This window comes from Apibacter sp. B3546 (assembly GCF_009827885.1).
Classification (GTDB): domain Bacteria; phylum Bacteroidota; class Bacteroidia; order Flavobacteriales; family Weeksellaceae; genus Apibacter.
In genome coordinates this window covers 2,646-18,625 of the sequence record NZ_WINW01000001.1, presented here as the reverse complement: position 1 = coordinate 18,625, position 15,980 = coordinate 2,646, and the positions used below count along the sequence as shown (strand labels likewise).

Here is a 15,980-nt window from a genome sequence, read left to right as displayed (position 1 = left end):
TTTAAATTTTTAGAACAGAATATAGAACAAGAATTTTTTTTGTTCTAAAATAAAAAAAAGTTTGTTCGATTTTATCTGTCACTAACTGTAACACTATCTAAATTAATAAGTTAGATAGTATGGAAGAACTTAGAAATAAACATTTTCAAACGTGTACAGGTATATACACAGCTATGAAAGCCAGATTTTACAGAAGAAAGAATAAAAATAAAAACGGAGAATACCTTATGTATCTTCATGTATGTGGTAATGGAAAGCAACTAAAGTTATCTTTAGGCTTTACAGTAAAAGATAATGAGTTTGATTCATCAACTCAAAAAATTATCGGCAAAGAATCAAGACATAAAGAATTACAGCTTTTATTGGATAATGTCCAATCTAAAGTAACCGCCGTAAAAACTTTTTATTGGCTTTCCAACAAAATATTAACCCCCGAAAAATTAATAGAAGAATTAAAAAATAACATACCCAGAGGAGAATTTACTTCCTTTTTTGAGTATGAATTAAGTCAAGAGAAAACCATTTTAAAAGATGGCACATATCGTAGACATCAAAGCATTCTTATGAATTTAAGAAAATTTAAAAAGGAAATTTATTTTTCAGAAATAGACGAAACCTTTTTAGATAATTATAAAAGCTATTTTTTAAAAACAAGAAATTACAATACCTATTACTCCAACCTAAAAGTAATAAAGAAATATTTAAGGAAAGCATCCAAAAAAGGAATTCCTTTAAAGATAGATATTGACACCATTAAAATAAAAAATATAAGATCCAATCGGGTAGCATTAACCCCTGAAGAAGTAAAGAAATTGTACAATTTTTATGTATCGGAATTTATATTGCCGGGAGAAAAAATACCGATCGGAATTTTTCTGTTTTCATGCTATACCGGATTGAGGATATCCGACCTTAAAAAATTAACAAGAGAACAAATATTTACCGGAATATTAGAGTTTATACCGGTAAAAACAGAATTGTCAAAACCGTATATGCATCGCGTACGAGTCAATAACAAAGCCTTATCGATTGTTGAGCAGGTCCCCGAATTATTTACCAGATGGATAGCAGAACAAAATATAAATGAGGTTATAAAAAGAGTGACCCAAAAATTAAATATAAAAAAAGAAGTTTCATTACACGTTGGAAGACATACTTTTGCCACCAATTATTTACGCGCCGGAGGCAAAGTTGAGCAGTTACAAAAACTGCTCAATCATACCTCAATAAAAGAAACCATGATTTATGTACATATGGTAGAAGCCGAGGAGGACGAATCTATTTTTTTATTGGACAATTTATTCTGAATAGGTCTCTACTTCAATTTTAACTACCTGATCGGATAAATCCGTGCGGGTTATTTTTTTAGGAATATGTACTTTATGGTATGCATATAATTTCTTTTTAACGGTAATATCTTTTATTTTTTCTTTAAGTGCCGTAAAATTCCAGGTAAAAGAAATGGCATTGATTCTAAATTTTAACCATTTTTGCCAATATTTTGAATATAAATTATTCCAAAGTAACGGCTTATTATCTTGAGTATTATTTTGTCCATTATCCAATCCGTTAAAAATAATTAATGAAATATAGGAATCATCATCAGAAATATATTTAGCAGAATTTATATTATTTTTAGATTCTAAGGGGAGGGGTATAGCTTGCGAAATTATTTCTATGGTATCTTCTTGTGTAACGTATCTGTCGGAATAACAACCGGTCTTATCAACATATAGAGAAGACAACGGATATTGTTCATTTTCGTATTGAAATTTTAGCAAAAACGAACTATAGGCGTTAAAAGTAATTTTCGGATGTAACACATCATATTCGCTAATGTCTTTAATATTTTCATATTTGTTAAGATTATTATTTATTAAATCCATGCTTATAATCCTACCTTTCCTTCTGAAAATATCAAGATTAAAGGTATTTTTTATTTTTCTCAAAAAATCACCAAAAGTTATATCCGGGACATATTTGGAAAGATCAATTTCGGAAGAATCAAAATTCGGATTAATAATATTATTATCCTCATCAAAAATTCCTATCGGACTGACTTCAGCCGTCATTATTCTTCTTCGTAAATCTGTAGGATGGCATAAATATTTACCTTCCACGGATAACAATCGATTAGACTTTGGATCATTTGTATAAGCAAATTCGAATTTATGATAACCTTCTTTTCCTTTAACGGTAAATAAAACTTCATCACCTAATTTAAAAGTAAATTCTCCTTGTCCTCCTCGTGGAACGTTTGTTTCAAAATCAAAATCTCCTTTAACTTTAAAAATACCGTGTATATTATTATCACATACTTTATTATAAAAATAAGTATTTGGATAAACCCCGTGAGTATCCATTCTATCATAGTCATCTCTTTGAATATGCCAGAGCATGGGATCAGGAAATTTTAAATCATAAATTTGATTAAATCCTTTAAAAACCATTACCGATTTTAATAATTGGTCGTTAAAAATATTTCCTTCTAAAAGATATCCGGCTTCTTCAATACCCTTTTCTAGTATATACAAAAGATATAAGGAAGGATTCATAATGTTTTCATTTATTATTTTACTGTCCTCAAAATCTATCCTGTTTTTAACAAACTTTCCATCCTTATAGAGGTTATATGTTCCTTTAAAATCTTTAAATAATTTATTGGTAGTATCTACCATTGAGGTGTGCACCGCCGGAAAATTATATTTAACATCCGGATATTTTTTTGGAAGTAAACTTTCCGCATGAGTATATAAATCCTTCGTTTTTATTTTAGGAAAATCAAATTCAGATAATTTTTTGTTGGAATTTGGTAAATCATCAAAACCAACAATAAATTGAAAAGATACTTTATTGCCTTGACATTCTAAGACAATCAGTTTTGCAGCTTCAATTTTTCCGTCTTCCATTAGAATAACTTCCGAATATTCCCGTTTAAAACCTTTTGTATTTGGAGTATATATAAATTGAGGATGTAAACTATCGATATGCAGTTCAAAAGGATACGAGGATGTCCCCCAAAAGGTATCTGAAAAATATGAATTATTTTCAACGCGTTCCAGTTTAATATGAGAAATATCAAGTTCCCAAACGCCCGGATATATTATTTTTGTTGCCATATTATTTTTTTGATATAATTAATCTTGACCCCGCCAAAATTTTAATAGTTCCTTTAACAGGCGTTAAGGGAGTCTCCCAGGTTCCGTTTAACAAGGGTATAATTTTATCCCCTTTATTTATATTTAAAGTTATAACTCGATTTATTTCCACTCTAAAATTAGCCCAATCATTAATCCCCATATTATTTGACAATTCAAAATCTCCGTTTTCTTTATAATACGCTAAATAAAAACCGGGGATTCCTGACATTTTTTCTCTTAAACTTTTGAAATCCACTATAAAATTTATAAATGAAAATTCATATTCGCCCGATTCTTCTGCTTCCCAACAAATATTATTTATGGTAGTATCTTTAAGTTGACTGTCAAAAACCAGTTTAGGAGTCATAGTATCATTTGTTTTTCCTAATCCTTTATATAATGCATTATTTAAGGGTAAAATATCAAATGACTTAATTGAAGGGGCACCGGAAACCTCTATTGTATAGTCTCTGTCATAATAAGCAAATAATACTTCATTTGCAGCTATTACATCAAGTACAAAATCATTCATAGACATATGATTATATTCATAAAAATTATTTATTTTAACAGGCTTCATCATTTGCCCGATTTTTAAATTATAGCAACCTTTGGAATAAAAAGACATGGGTAATTGAAATTGAGATTTTACCGGTTGCGACATGAGATTTTCAACTAACCAAAAGTCGTCAGGATGCTGCCATATTGCGCCAAAATAATTTAACATGGTATCATCTGCATTAACTCCGGATGATCTGCTTATTATTTCAGCATTTGTAGTTCTAATTTCGCCTTCTACCAAAAATCTAGGATTTAAATCTATTTCAAAAGACGGTTCATCATTCCAATATTTAAGTGCATTATCCGGGTCTTGATATCGTGAGCTTGTTATATGATTTTCCGAATTCGCATAATGGTAATCAATAAACCAGCGATTGTTGGATAATTTGTTAGCTAACTCTATGGATTCAGGAGTCAAAATCACTCCCGGTTTTTGCTCATCAATACAGATAAAACTATAAAAGGCAATTCGATATATTAGATTTCCGGAAGTAGCCCCAAAAAGTCCTCTTTTCGGATTATGGGCTAAAACTAAAGATAAAAGCTTATGAATAGATTCTGAAGTGAAACAACAACCGGTAAAGCTCAATTGATCTAATGTTTTTGGAAGTTTAATTACCGATCTAATCTTTAGATGGTCCATATGAACTCTTGTAAGATTCGGTATTTTAACTTGAATTCTATATTCTTGAGAGGAAAGATAACGATGCGATAATTCCGAATTAACCGTTCCGTCCCCCCAATCAATAATTTCTATTTTACCGGAAGGAAAAGCATACGTTAAATTAAGGGTATTATCATTAGTTCCATCAGCTATAAAATCGAATACAAAGTCAGATTCAATTTCTATTTTTTTATGAATTTCAACGTTGTCATTTAAGATGATCTCTAATTCATATGAATGTATCGATTGATCGCTTTTTTTCTCCAACTCTTTAGTATTACAAATAAAAGAAGTAAACGAGTTTAAATGATCAAAGCTTATCCAGGACCTGGCAGATTTAATAATTGAAGATAAAATGTTTATATCGTCCTCTAAAATATAACCGCTGTTGAGGGTTATTTTTTTAGTGATCTCAGAAGATAACACCTTTTTTATTTCGACTTGATCGCGTATAAAGACATTAGTTAATAAATTATGTTGCAAGTTGGTTAAATATTCACCGGTCATTTCGAAAATTTGAAGTGTCAAATTTTCATCCAGCCAAACGATATGTACAGATTGTAGAGATTGAGGAAAAGAAATCCATTTTTGAACTACAGCAGAAGAGTCCGAATGTTTTAAATTAAATACATCCCCGCTTTTTTTTAAGGAATCTTTATATAGGTTAGCGTATAACACATCATTTTTAGTATTATTTTTATACAACAGTTGATTATTTTTATACAACGACATTGGCAAAAAGGAACTGTAAGACACTAAAGAATTACTTCCTAAACGTGAAGTATAGAGTTTGTTTTTCAATAAGGAGTTAGAGTAGCCTTTAATAAATTTAATATTAGTAAAGGAAAGCTCATGAATGACTTTTTCATTTTCTAAATTAATTTCATGGAAAGTGATATCCATTTCCAACGGACGATAGAGCGGTATAGCATTCATACCCTCCTGTATTTTGCCGAAATTAAATACCTCGGTAAGTAATTCCGGAATATAAAAATATGAATCTGCAATTTTCCCTAAGTATACGGTAGTCTTACCATTAAACGGGTAGTATTCATAATCAGAGGAATAATGGAAGGGTTGAGCACCGCCCGAAAAAGGGTATACGCGCATAGTAGCCTTCATTTGAATATAAGAGTTTTTTTGGCACCGGATCGTTGTTGCAAGAGAATCACCGGTAAAATAAACCCCTGTTTCCTTGTTTTTTTCAGGTAATTGTACATTCATAATTAAACTATTTTAGCGTTATTTAAAATTTCTTTAACTTTTTTCTGTCGGTCTATTAAATGTGTGGTAGTTTTAAAATCATCCGACACATAGGCTACTACTCCGTTATTTTTTAAATTTTGAAGTAAGGCTATATTTTCTTTCAAAAACACCCCTAAGTCATCCGTATATTTTTGAGAGGCTGCTGAAGGCGCTGAAGGGGTAAACACTTCGGCTTCTATGGAGTTTTTACCTCCGGTTCTTTTATATTCAATATATTTTTCTAAACGGGCTATTTGAGGATCCTGTCGCAGCCATTCAGGAATTACATATTCTTTGGCATGAACGATTCCCGCTACTTCATGACCGGAATTGTCCGTAAAGCCTAAGCCGGTAGTTACCCCCCCGTCGACATATCCTTTTTGCGGTTTATTATTAGTTATGATGCCTACTTGAAGACCTCCTTGCGCAGCAACTAAGGAAGCTAAAACAAAATTAGCGGACGATAATGCCCGGGTAACCCCTAAAGCTGTATTTGAAATAGCTTTAGATATATCCATTCGGTATTTTTGAAGATCAGATTTATACTCTAGATCCGCCCGTTTTTCAGCCATTTTTTCTTCCAATTTTTGAACCTTTGCATCGTATTGTGATTGATTGATATATCCTTGTTCTAACTGATTTTTAAGCAATTCTTTTTTTCGTGAGGTTTCGCGTTCGTAATATTTGATTGATTTTTGAGTTGATGCGGCTTGCATTTGATATAAAGAATCCCAAACGTTGTGCAGAGCTTGTACCGACATGGTAACGGCTTTTAATTTTCCACTCCATGTGTCTAAATTTTTAAAAGCGTTTTCCCATTCGTCACCGGAAAAACCGAGTAAGTCAATTCCTGAAAGGAGGTTTGAACGCTCTTGTTTTCTACTTTCTTCATCTTCTAAATCTTTATCTACTTTTTTATCCGTTAAAATGGATTGGATTTTATTCATTTCCAGTATAAGCTCATTTAATTGTTTCTTTTTTTCTTCGAGCTGCTCCTCCGTAAAAATAATATCTAACCCGTTGTATTCATTATCGGCATTTTTTTGCAATTCGTCATTCAATTGTGTACGTAATTCGTTCAATTGTTCAAGTTGCATTTCATATAATTCTTTTTCTTGGGCATAAATTAATTTTTTCTTAGCCTCGTTAATGGTACGCAGATTTTTTATTTCATTTTCACCATAGTATTTTAAAAGAATAATTTTTGCTGTTTCTAAATCAGTAATAAATGATAATTCCTCCTCATATCTGATTTGAAGATTACGTATTTCATTTTCATAATTCTCTTTTGTTTTTTCAATTTCTTTTCGGCGATAATCATAAATTAATTTAAGTCTTTGAGCGGCATGTTTTTTTTCTAAAGCGGTTATCGTTTCTTCTTTTATTTGGATAATCTGAACTTGTTCTTCGGCTAATTTTTTGAATTTATCCGAAGTGTCTCGGTCCCCTAATTTTGAAGCGATGGAAGCTTTTTTTTCATATTCTTTTGACAAGGCCTCCAAAGATTTAATTTCATTTGAAATATCTTCTTTTTTCCGTGTATATTCAATATTTAAAAGGATCAGGTCTTTATCGTAGCCGTTTTTTAAAAGCGAGTAATGTTCATCCTGATATTTTCTTTCAGCAGTAAGCAATTGTTTTTGAAATTTTTCTGCTTCATTCTTTGCCGCTTCTTGCAATTTTTTTCTTTCAGCATTGTTTTTTTCTTCTAATTTTTTTGCCGCTTGTGCTGCTTTTTTCATCGATTCTTCTGCTTTTTTCCTTCTTTGCTCTTCGGCCTTTCCGGTCATTTCATCTTCTATTTTTTGAAGTTCTGCTATTTCTTTTTTAAGTTTTGAGCGTTCTTCTGACGTATTTGCACTATTATATTTTGCATTTAAATCGTTTATTTTACTTTTTACCCCGTTTATGGAACTTAGATCGTCTTGGGTTTTAGCTATTTCATTGTATTTACCCCTTAATGCGTCTAAGGATGCCCCCATCAACGTATTCATTTGAATATTTTTATCTAAATAGGTAATGCGTTCTAACAACTGTGTTTTTTCCAAAATTTCAGAGAGAGTTAACCCATCAATGGATTTTTTTAATTCCTTAGTTTTTTGGATGGATTCAGGGAATAAGGCTATATATTTATTTTTAGCATCTTGAAGTGATTGATAGGTAACCGCAGCATTTTTTATCACTACTCGCGAACTCTCCACGGCCATATTTTCTTTGGCCAGTTGTGTGATAAAAGATTGTAAGGTATTATTTGAAAAATTTGACACCAATTTTTCAAAGGCTAGAAGTTCTGCAGAAGAGGCCGTTTGATTTTTACTCAGAGAAAAATAAGCCTCTCCTTGTGTGAGTAATCCGTTTTTGTATTTTTCAATTACTTCAGAGGCTTTATTGTAGGTAATGATGGTAGATAAATGTGCACTTTCTTGTTTTTCTACCGCATTAACTAACCTGTCATTTTTGATTCTTGCTTCATCAACTTCTTTATTATATCCATTTAACGCATAAGCAGCCGTTACATATTTAGCAGATAATCCTTGCAATTTAGAATAATTCAAGCTCCATCCTTCCCCTAATTTATTCATTTCATCCAATACTCTTTGGGTTTCGGAAGCTAAATCTTGTGCAGAAAAATTTACTTTAATTTCCGGGATTGTGTTAGAAATATCAAGTAATGTTTTTAATAATTTTTGTTGAGCTTTTCCCAGCTCTTCCGTTGCCTCTTTTTGATTTTTAAGGGAACGGGTTAATTCTTCCTGTCCTTTTGCTATTGATATTTTGCGGGCATATTGCGCATTGATTTTATCCAATGCTTCCATCAGTTGTTTATTGCTTATATTTTCATCCGATAAATAGTTCAGAAATTCAGGGTAAGAAGATTTTAAACGTTCGATGGCTTCATGTCTTTGTTCCTCTTTTTCGGAAACTCTTAAAACCTCAATGGCCAACAAATTCATTTGAACCTGTTGTTCTTGTAATTCACCCGACAAACCTTGTACAGGGGTTATTAGATTGAGCAAAGAAGTACCCAGATCAACGAAATTTCGAATTGAACTTCCGATGATCCCATCGCCTTTTTCAATGGATAAAACCAATCCTTCCCACGCCGATTTAAAGAGTGTCACGCTTCCTTCCAGATTGTCCAGTCGGGTTTTAGCCATTTGTTTTAATACGGCTTCCTGACCGGTTAAGGCATCGGTAAGCTCCGTAACTTTATCTTTTTGAGAAGCCAGAGCAATGGCCGATACGGCAGATCTCACATCAAACAATTCCGTGGCCTTAGTTAATTGGTTTTGAGAATCGGCAATTTGATTTAAAGCTTCTTGTAAAGGCATCCCGCTGTCTGCCAGTTTAATTAGCATATTACGCAACGAAGTGCCAGCCGTTGAAGCATCAATACCATTATCGGTTATTAAACCCAATAAAGCCACTGTTTGCTCAATGCTTAAATTGGCTGCCGCTGCTGCCGGGGCAACATTTCCCAAAGAAGTTTTCAGGCTTTCAAACCCCAGAGAAGTGGCGTTAGCTCCGGCAGCCAAAACAGACACTACCCGTGTGGTATCTTGCGCTTGCAAGCCGAACGCTTTCAAGGTTGCGGCTACCAATTCTGCTGTTTCGGGAATTTCGGAACCTAACGCAACGGCTCCGTCTATAATGCCTCCCAGAGATTGTTTTATTTCGTTTACGGAAAAACCTAATTTGGCTAATTCTGTAGCTGCTTGCGTAGCCTGAGTTGCCGTGAAGGCCGTGGTTGCACCCAGTTTCAAAGTCAAGGCCGTCAGCCCGGCAATCTCTATCTTGTTTTTACCCAGTATGGCGGCCAATTCGGATTGTGCCGAATCAAAGTCTTTGACTATGGAGTAAGCATTGGAAAGGGCCGTTACGAATGTTTGTACTCCAATTGCTAATCCTAAGGCCGAATAAAAACTCTTGACGCTTAAGGTCATTTTATCAAAAAAGCCGGGGACTCCTTTAATTTCATTTTTTAAATCGGCGTAGGCTTCCTTAGCTTTTTTTAGTTCGGCTACTTTGTTTTTAAATTGCGGGTCGGTTTTGTCTAAATTCCGCAGTTCTTTGGTTAATTTACCAATTTCCAACCCCATATCGGCCAGAGTGTTTTTAATCTCTTTGCCGTTAATTTTAATTTTTATTTGTTGGTTGGTGACATTTGATTTACTCATGACTGAAGGCTTTTCCTATTTGATTTACGACGGCTTCGGCTCGAATTTCCCCTATTTTTTCACTTAAATAGTCAACGGCCCCGCTATCCGTTATGGCATCATCGATAAAAGAACGAGGCTCTAAATGAAACGGATGGGCTTTTCTTTTGTAAAAAGTCGTGCGGGGCGTTTCGCGTTTGACGATACCGGTTCTTCTTTGGGTAGTTGCTCCAAAGTTTAAAATAAATCCGTGTTTGGGCATTTTTACCGCTATTCCGTATAATTCACCGGGGTAAATTTTGGACATTCTGGGCGCTCCGGTAGCTTTCACCAAAGAGTTTTTCTTTTTATCGGAAAGGTGCAAACCGGAATTTCTGATTTTTTCTTGTAAAGCAGTTTTAACCATGGAGGCCGCTGCTTTGCCTATTTCTTTTTCCTGCATTTTTTTATGTAAAATGAAGGAATAATGCGATGAAAAGAAAGGACAAAAAAAATACCGTTTGATTTCTCAAGCGGTATATGAATTCTATTTATTTTATCTTTTTGAATTTCTATTTTTAGATACGTAGTAGGTCATATTCTTTTTAAATGCCAAAGGAATTTGACTCCTTCCCATTTATTTTCAATAATTTTCGGGGTTCCTTCTGCAGTCATTACCACTTCATATTTAGAAGAAGACACGTAAAAAGGGGTATAAAGCGAGGAAAGCACTTCATATACGTCGTATTCGTCTATGGCTTTTTCGGGAAGCAAAGAGAGTAAATCGTAATATATTTCCCGGGTCGTCAATTGAGCGTCATGATCAACCGGGTTACCTTGTTCGTAAAGAGAGGTTAACAATTTTTTAATTTCTTCTTTATATTCTACCATATTTTAAATTTAATTAAAATTTAATGTAATTTCTGTTAGCATCCATAATTTCCTTATCTTTTTTTAATTCGGAAAAGAAAATTAAAAGGGATTCTATGTAGGGGACCGTCCAATTATCCAACACCTCTTTTTTCTCTTTATTTTGAGCCAGAAGGATGCTTTGAAGATAAAGCAATACTTTTGAGTAATCTTCTATACGACACCCGCTCGCATAAATGGCAGACAGTAGTTCCTGATATTGTGCTTCGCGTATTTCCGCCGCCGATTCGTAGTTTTTTTTATGGCTCATAAGATGGAGTTTTTTGAAATAGGGTGAAATCTTTCCTGCTCATTGTATGGTATAGTTTTTTCATGGTTATAATTTTTTAAATAAACATTAATGTTAATTAATTACACTGTAAATATACATATATGTATATCAATAAACAAATAAAATATACTTAAATGTTCATTTTTTTTGAAAAAAATGTTTTAATAAAATTAAATGTATATTTGTACATTGTTTTAATAAACAAACATATGCATGGAATTAATTAAAAGATTAGAAGATATATTATCTAAAAAAGGTATTAATCAAAAAGAATTATCTGAAAAAGCTAATATAGCCGAATTGAGTATTTCACGCATAATGACCGGTAAAACAAAACCATCATTAGACAGCTTAGAAAAAATAGCGAAAGCCCTTAATGTTGAATTGTGGCAATTGTTTACTAATGAATTACACAAAAAAGACTTAACCGCTCTTGTAGATTATAAAGGAGAGCTATTTAAAGCAAAAACACTGGAAGAATTAGAGGAGATTGTGAAAAAATTAAAGTTTATAGAAAAAAAATCTACTAAGTAGCAGATTTTATTTATTAAACTATTTAAAAAGATTTAATTTTTTGTATTTCTTAATTCATCAAATAAAAATAAAATTTCACGAATCATTTTTTTTGTACTTTCAGGCATTTTCATATCTGAAATATTATTTCCTGAATATCTTATTTCAACAACCGAATTGCTACTTGCAATTTTTCTCATGATATTTAAAATATCTTCCGTCATTATCTTGTATGAAGATTCAGAAACATAGCCCGTATAAACATTTCTACTTACATTATTTGTTTGATATTCATAAGTTTCACCGTCAATTAAATAAATAATTTTATTCATAAATACCCAGTCTTTTCCTGAATAATTGGTATACATTTTAAGATACATATTATTATCTTTTATGCATATATAAGGATATATATAGAGAATATTTTTAGCAAAAGGATATTTAGCGTAAATAAAAATCGTTTTATTGAAATTGTCTTCTTTGATTCTATAATTTTTTAAAGTTTTCTTATCAATTTTTGACAAATCAACAGGTATTAAAATTGATTTGAAATCTACAGATCCCAGACTATCAATAAATTTCTTAGAATCATTAATAAAAACAGAATCTTTGGATTGAGTTATGTATTCTTGAAGTTTTTTTATAATTACATCAGCCTCCGACTGTGAATTTATTTCAACTACTCCATTTTTTATATCTTTCAAAATAGCTCTTTTTACAATATCTGTTTGTTGTGCTGTTAATATTAAAGAACTTAATAATAATAGAAATAGATTTAATGCTTTCATATATACAAAGTTTTAGAGATTTATAATGGTAACTTTTATTTTAAAATTTCGCCGATTGACACGCGTATAATTACGTTTTTTCCGTATTCATTAGTATAAAATCGGTCTATACGGGCAGCAATTATAAACTTATTCGCATCCAAATAAGGAAGCAGTTTAAATTGGTCTATCTTTCTAATATATCCCAGATCTTCTCCTATTTCATTTAAAACTACTATTGCGCGGGGGTCGTAAGGGTTATCCGGTTCTTTTTCAATCGTTACGGTATTGTGGACTTTCATTTGGTGTATAATTGTTTGCCTTTCTTTATCTACCCTCATGGCTTTATAATGAGTACCTGTAACAAAAAATTCTATATTTAACACCCCCCGTTTATTTTCGGGGCACGGGTATGAATAGGGATTTAATTTTTTATTTTTATAGTATTTGGGTACTTCTTTGCAGGTAGCTTCCTTGTTGTTTTCAACTAGGTTTTTAGAAGGTTTGCTTTTATTTATTTCTATAATAATTATAAGAAATATTATTATAAAAAAGACAAAATAGATGAACATTTTCATTAGTTTTAATTATTAGCAAAAATAAAAAAAAACTAATTAGATAAAATAAAAAAGTAGGTTAATTAGTTGAGAAGCAGTTAATTTATTTCATTAGTTAAGATCTTCAATGAAATATCTGTTTTCTTTTTTTAGTTCCTCATTTCGTTGCAGCCTGTCAAAAAAGACAAAAAGAGATTCTATATACGGAAAAACCCAGTTGTTCATAATTTTATTTTTATTTTTTTTGGAGTTCATTTCCAAAGAGGATAAATATAACAGGGTTCTTTTAAATTCATCGATAGGAAGACCTTTAGTATATATAGGCTCTAAAATGAAAAGCAAATTTTCTATAAAAAGCTCTTCTTCAGACATTTTTTTAGCTAGTTCTTTTTTCATGTTCCAAAAATACAAATAATTATCAATATTATAATTATTTTAAGATATAAGTAACAATTATTAAAAAAATACTATTTTTTTTACTGATATTTATCATTTAAATATAATTACAATAATCTTTTTTATCCTTCCAAAAATCAGGATCAACGGATAAGGAGTCTTTAATGGTTAGTGTTACGGTAAATTCACACCCAAACAACCCATTAGCCGTGTCGTATTCCACTAAATTCCAGGTAACGCTGTCTTTGTCGAACTCATGAGACAACCAATGGTATTGATGAGTGAGTGCATCCCAATGTATTCTTGAAATGAGATTTACGCCGTATAATTCGCTAAGTTCATATGCTTTTTCTTGCGCAGCATAATCGGCGGGTTTACATCGGTATACTATGGAAAACGTAATTTTGCGTACCCCTCGCGTGTGTTGCTTATTGTTTCCGTCTAATTTTGCTTCATAGCCCCAAAGTACCAATAAAGGATCTTCCGGTTTTGTGCGTGAGGATAAGTTGTTATTCAATTCGGTACGAGACAAGCCGATCACCTCTTTTATATGGTCGGTTTGAGAAACTAAATTTTTCAGGTAATTTTTAATAGTCCGGTAGGATCCGTCTCTTTTTTTCATACATTTATTTTTTAGCTGCTTTTTCCCGTTCTCTGTAAAGCAAAATATTTTCCGTTACTATGGAAAAAAAATTATCAATCAAGGTATTTTTAGCTTCGTTAAAGTTTCCCAGGGGCTGTATTTCTCCTAAACAAGTGGAAAGTAAGGCCGGGTAAAAAGATTGGTATTTTTTATTTTCAGTATTGTTTTTAGCGGGAGGAAACAAGACCGGGTATTTTTTGATTATTAAATTACGACAGCTTAAATAGGTTAATCCAATCGCTAATTTTGTATTCAAATCTAGATAAGGAATATAATTGCCGCGCCGGGGCAGGTCCAATTTTGAAAAAGGTTTGCGAATATCTCCGATAATTTCGATATTGCTTTTTTCTCTGTACAAAACGGTAATCAGGCGTTCAAGATCTACCAAAGAATTTTTTGTTTTCCATTGATAAAAAAACAGATCCGCGGTTGCAAATTCCTCTATGGTAAGATTGCTTAATCGGGGAGAAGGAGAATAAAATTTTTTTCCTTTTATTTTAATACTTTCAGGAAAAACCGTACGGCGTACATTTTTAATTATAAATTCCGTATAGGGGATTAATTCATTGATTGAAACCCGATTGATAAGCTTTCTAAATTTAAAATAATTTCTTAAAGTATTTTTTTTAACAAATAAATAAAAGATTAGTCGGTATTGAAGTTCTTTTTCCTCTAATTTTTTTTTAAAAAGTAAACCGGAAATTTGACTTAATTGATATTCGTTTAATTCGTCCCATTGTTCGGCCACTTGAAAGTTTAATTTCATCGGAAAGGGTTATTTTTAACTAAATAGAAAATGGCAATCATATGTAAAAATAAAGAAGCCAAACAACCAATTTTCCACCCATTGAAAGGGGTATTTTTTAACGTTTTGTTGACCTTTTCAAGTTCTGAAATCCTGTCGATTTGTTTTTTATGGCGCTCTTCATATTGTTTTTGAAAAACGGAATTAATACTGTCGGTATTTACTTTTGCCAGTATGTTATTATTTTCAGAGGTTAGCTCGACGCTGCCGAAAGGAAAGGGGATCACCTTTTTAAATACGTGTAATCGTCCGGTTGAATCGCAAGGATTGGCAATTATATCGGCATTTACAGAAGGTAAAATACTGATTTTTTCTTTAACCACGTAAATGCTGTCTTTTTTAATAAAGGTATCACGTATTACCAACCGGTGATCTTTTTGCAAAACTTTTTTTCTTGTGGAACAGGAAGTGTGCACAAGAACTAAAATTAACGACCAAAAAAGCAGTGTATAATTCATAAGGAGGCAATAATTTTATGTAATGCTTGTGCGTATTTTACAGGATCTTGAAATTTTAAGGAATCAAATTCATTGGAACCAAAAAACGGCTCAACAATCACAGCAGGCGCTTTCATTAAGTAGGTGAACCAATAGCCCCGATCATTCTTATTATATAATGCTTTTATACCCCTATTCGTAGTGTAAAAATAACGGCTAATTTCGGAAGATATATTTTGCGCATATTCTTTCCCTTTTTTACTGGCGAACCAGTAACAACATTCGGTTCCGTGAGCCATAGGAGAAGCCGAATTGTAGTGTAATTCCAAAACTAAATCAAATGCTTCTGCATTTATTTTATTGGCGGTTCGTTTTTCCATCGCATAATAACCGCCGTCATATCCTTCATGGCAAAAAATACTATATAAGGAAGAATTATTTTTTTTTAGTTCTTCGGCCACGTTTAAATTATATTCCCATTCGGGCTTTAACCATTTAGAAAAAGCGCCCGGATTGTTTTTGGCATGCCCGACAACTATCGCTACTTTTCTCATTGTTTAATTTTTTGAAGTTTTTTTATTTTGTTTTTTTTTTATTGGATCTGTAGATATATTTTTTAAATTTTTATCTTCTTTATCTTTATTCAATTCTGTTGTAATTTCTTTTTGTGCTAAGGCTATTTCCTCTTCTAGTTGAGACAGAACTCTATTTTTTCTTTTTTCGGAATTCCAAAAAATTTTTCTTTTCGCTTTGATGTTATTTACATTTTTGCTTGTTATGGTTTTTATGGAATCGATATTCGGTAACTCAGAAACAGCAAAGCGGTTTTTCTTGCTTGCTGTATTTCTGTGATGCGTCTTATACTCTAAAGGGTAAGGTTTGAGTAAATAGCAAAAAAGGAGTACTACAAGGGCG

At 32.1% G+C, this 15,980-nt stretch carries 16 protein-coding genes; 2 read left to right on the top strand and 14 right to left on the bottom strand.

Annotated features, from left to right (window positions below; genetic code table 11):
* Positions 1 to 119 precede the first annotated feature (119 nt).
* A complete protein-coding gene (locus tag GFU93_RS00105) occupies positions 120 to 1,307 on the top strand; it encodes a site-specific integrase (RefSeq protein ID WP_160565893.1) in 1,188 nt (395 codons plus the stop codon).
* Here GFU93_RS00105 and GFU93_RS00100 read toward each other — a convergent pair.
* The 6 genes from GFU93_RS00100 to GFU93_RS00075 all read right to left on the bottom strand — a co-directional run bounded on the left by GFU93_RS00100 (position 1,299) and on the right by GFU93_RS00075 (position 10,926).
* Positions 1,299 to 3,119 carry a hypothetical protein gene (locus GFU93_RS00100; RefSeq protein WP_160565891.1) on the bottom strand — a complete coding sequence of 607 codons (1,821 nt, stop codon included), beginning with the start codon at positions 3,117 to 3,119 and terminating at the stop codon, positions 1,299 to 1,301. The genes GFU93_RS00105 and GFU93_RS00100 overlap by 9 nt on opposite strands.
* 1 nt (position 3,120) lies before the next feature.
* The gene (locus GFU93_RS00095; protein ID WP_160565889.1) at positions 3,121 to 5,589 is read right to left on the bottom strand and encodes a hypothetical protein; all 2,469 of its coding nucleotides are present in this window, start codon (positions 5,587 to 5,589) and stop codon (positions 3,121 to 3,123) included.
* Between the two features lie 2 nt (positions 5,590 to 5,591).
* Complete coding sequence (locus tag GFU93_RS00090) at positions 5,592 to 9,788, bottom strand: phage tail tape measure protein (RefSeq protein WP_160565887.1); 4,197 nt, start codon at positions 9,786 to 9,788, stop codon at positions 5,592 to 5,594.
* Entirely contained in the window at positions 9,781 to 10,209 is a 429-nt protein-coding gene (locus tag GFU93_RS00085) for a hypothetical protein (RefSeq protein ID WP_160565885.1), read from the bottom strand. The genes GFU93_RS00090 and GFU93_RS00085 overlap by 8 nt, the downstream gene beginning before the upstream one ends.
* 131 nt (positions 10,210 to 10,340) lie before the next feature.
* The gene (locus GFU93_RS00080; protein ID WP_160565883.1) at positions 10,341 to 10,637 is read right to left on the bottom strand and encodes a hypothetical protein; all 297 of its coding nucleotides are present in this window, start codon (positions 10,635 to 10,637) and stop codon (positions 10,341 to 10,343) included.
* Between the two features lie 13 nt (positions 10,638 to 10,650).
* Positions 10,651 to 10,926, bottom strand: coding sequence for a hypothetical protein (locus tag GFU93_RS00075; RefSeq protein WP_160565882.1), 276 nt, complete (start codon positions 10,924 to 10,926; stop codon positions 10,651 to 10,653).
* 234 nt (positions 10,927 to 11,160) lie between these two features.
* Between GFU93_RS00075 and GFU93_RS00070 the strand changes: the two genes are divergently transcribed.
* A complete protein-coding gene (locus tag GFU93_RS00070) occupies positions 11,161 to 11,481 on the top strand; it encodes a helix-turn-helix domain-containing protein (RefSeq protein WP_160565880.1) in 321 nt (106 codons plus the stop codon).
* Positions 11,482 to 11,513: 32 nt separating this feature from the next.
* Here the strand turns inward: GFU93_RS00070 and GFU93_RS00065 are convergent, their stop codons facing one another.
* The 8 genes from GFU93_RS00065 to GFU93_RS00030 form a co-directional block, all read right to left on the bottom strand.
* A complete protein-coding gene (locus GFU93_RS00065) occupies positions 11,514 to 12,248 on the bottom strand; it encodes a hypothetical protein (protein WP_160565878.1) in 735 nt (244 codons plus the stop codon).
* Positions 12,249 to 12,283: 35 nt separating this feature from the next.
* Positions 12,284 to 12,805, bottom strand: coding sequence for an HIRAN domain-containing protein (locus GFU93_RS00060; protein WP_160565876.1), 522 nt, complete (start codon positions 12,803 to 12,805; stop codon positions 12,284 to 12,286).
* A 90-nt stretch (positions 12,806 to 12,895) separates the two neighbouring features.
* Positions 12,896 to 13,180, bottom strand: coding sequence for a hypothetical protein (locus tag GFU93_RS00055; RefSeq protein ID WP_160565874.1), 285 nt, complete (start codon positions 13,178 to 13,180; stop codon positions 12,896 to 12,898).
* Positions 13,181 to 13,277: 97 nt separating this feature from the next.
* A complete protein-coding gene (locus GFU93_RS00050) occupies positions 13,278 to 13,802 on the bottom strand; it encodes a hypothetical protein (protein ID WP_160565872.1) in 525 nt (174 codons plus the stop codon).
* Between the two features lie 4 nt (positions 13,803 to 13,806).
* The gene (locus tag GFU93_RS00045) at positions 13,807 to 14,589 is read right to left on the bottom strand and encodes a hypothetical protein (RefSeq protein WP_160565870.1); all 783 of its coding nucleotides are present in this window, start codon (positions 14,587 to 14,589) and stop codon (positions 13,807 to 13,809) included.
* Positions 14,586 to 15,086, bottom strand: a complete 501-nt coding sequence (locus tag GFU93_RS00040; protein ID WP_160565868.1) for a hypothetical protein — start codon at positions 15,084 to 15,086, stop codon at positions 14,586 to 14,588. The genes GFU93_RS00045 and GFU93_RS00040 overlap by 4 nt, the downstream gene beginning before the upstream one ends.
* Positions 15,083 to 15,619: an N-acetylmuramoyl-L-alanine amidase gene (locus tag GFU93_RS00035; RefSeq protein WP_160565866.1), complete on the bottom strand. Its 537-nt coding sequence runs from the start codon at positions 15,617 to 15,619 to the stop codon at positions 15,083 to 15,085. Before GFU93_RS00035 ends, GFU93_RS00040 begins: the two co-directional genes overlap by 4 nt.
* A gap of 3 nt (positions 15,620 to 15,622) precedes the next feature.
* A partial coding sequence (locus GFU93_RS00030; RefSeq protein ID WP_160565863.1) for a hypothetical protein occupies positions 15,623 to 15,980 on the bottom strand: 358 nt, incomplete at its 5' end.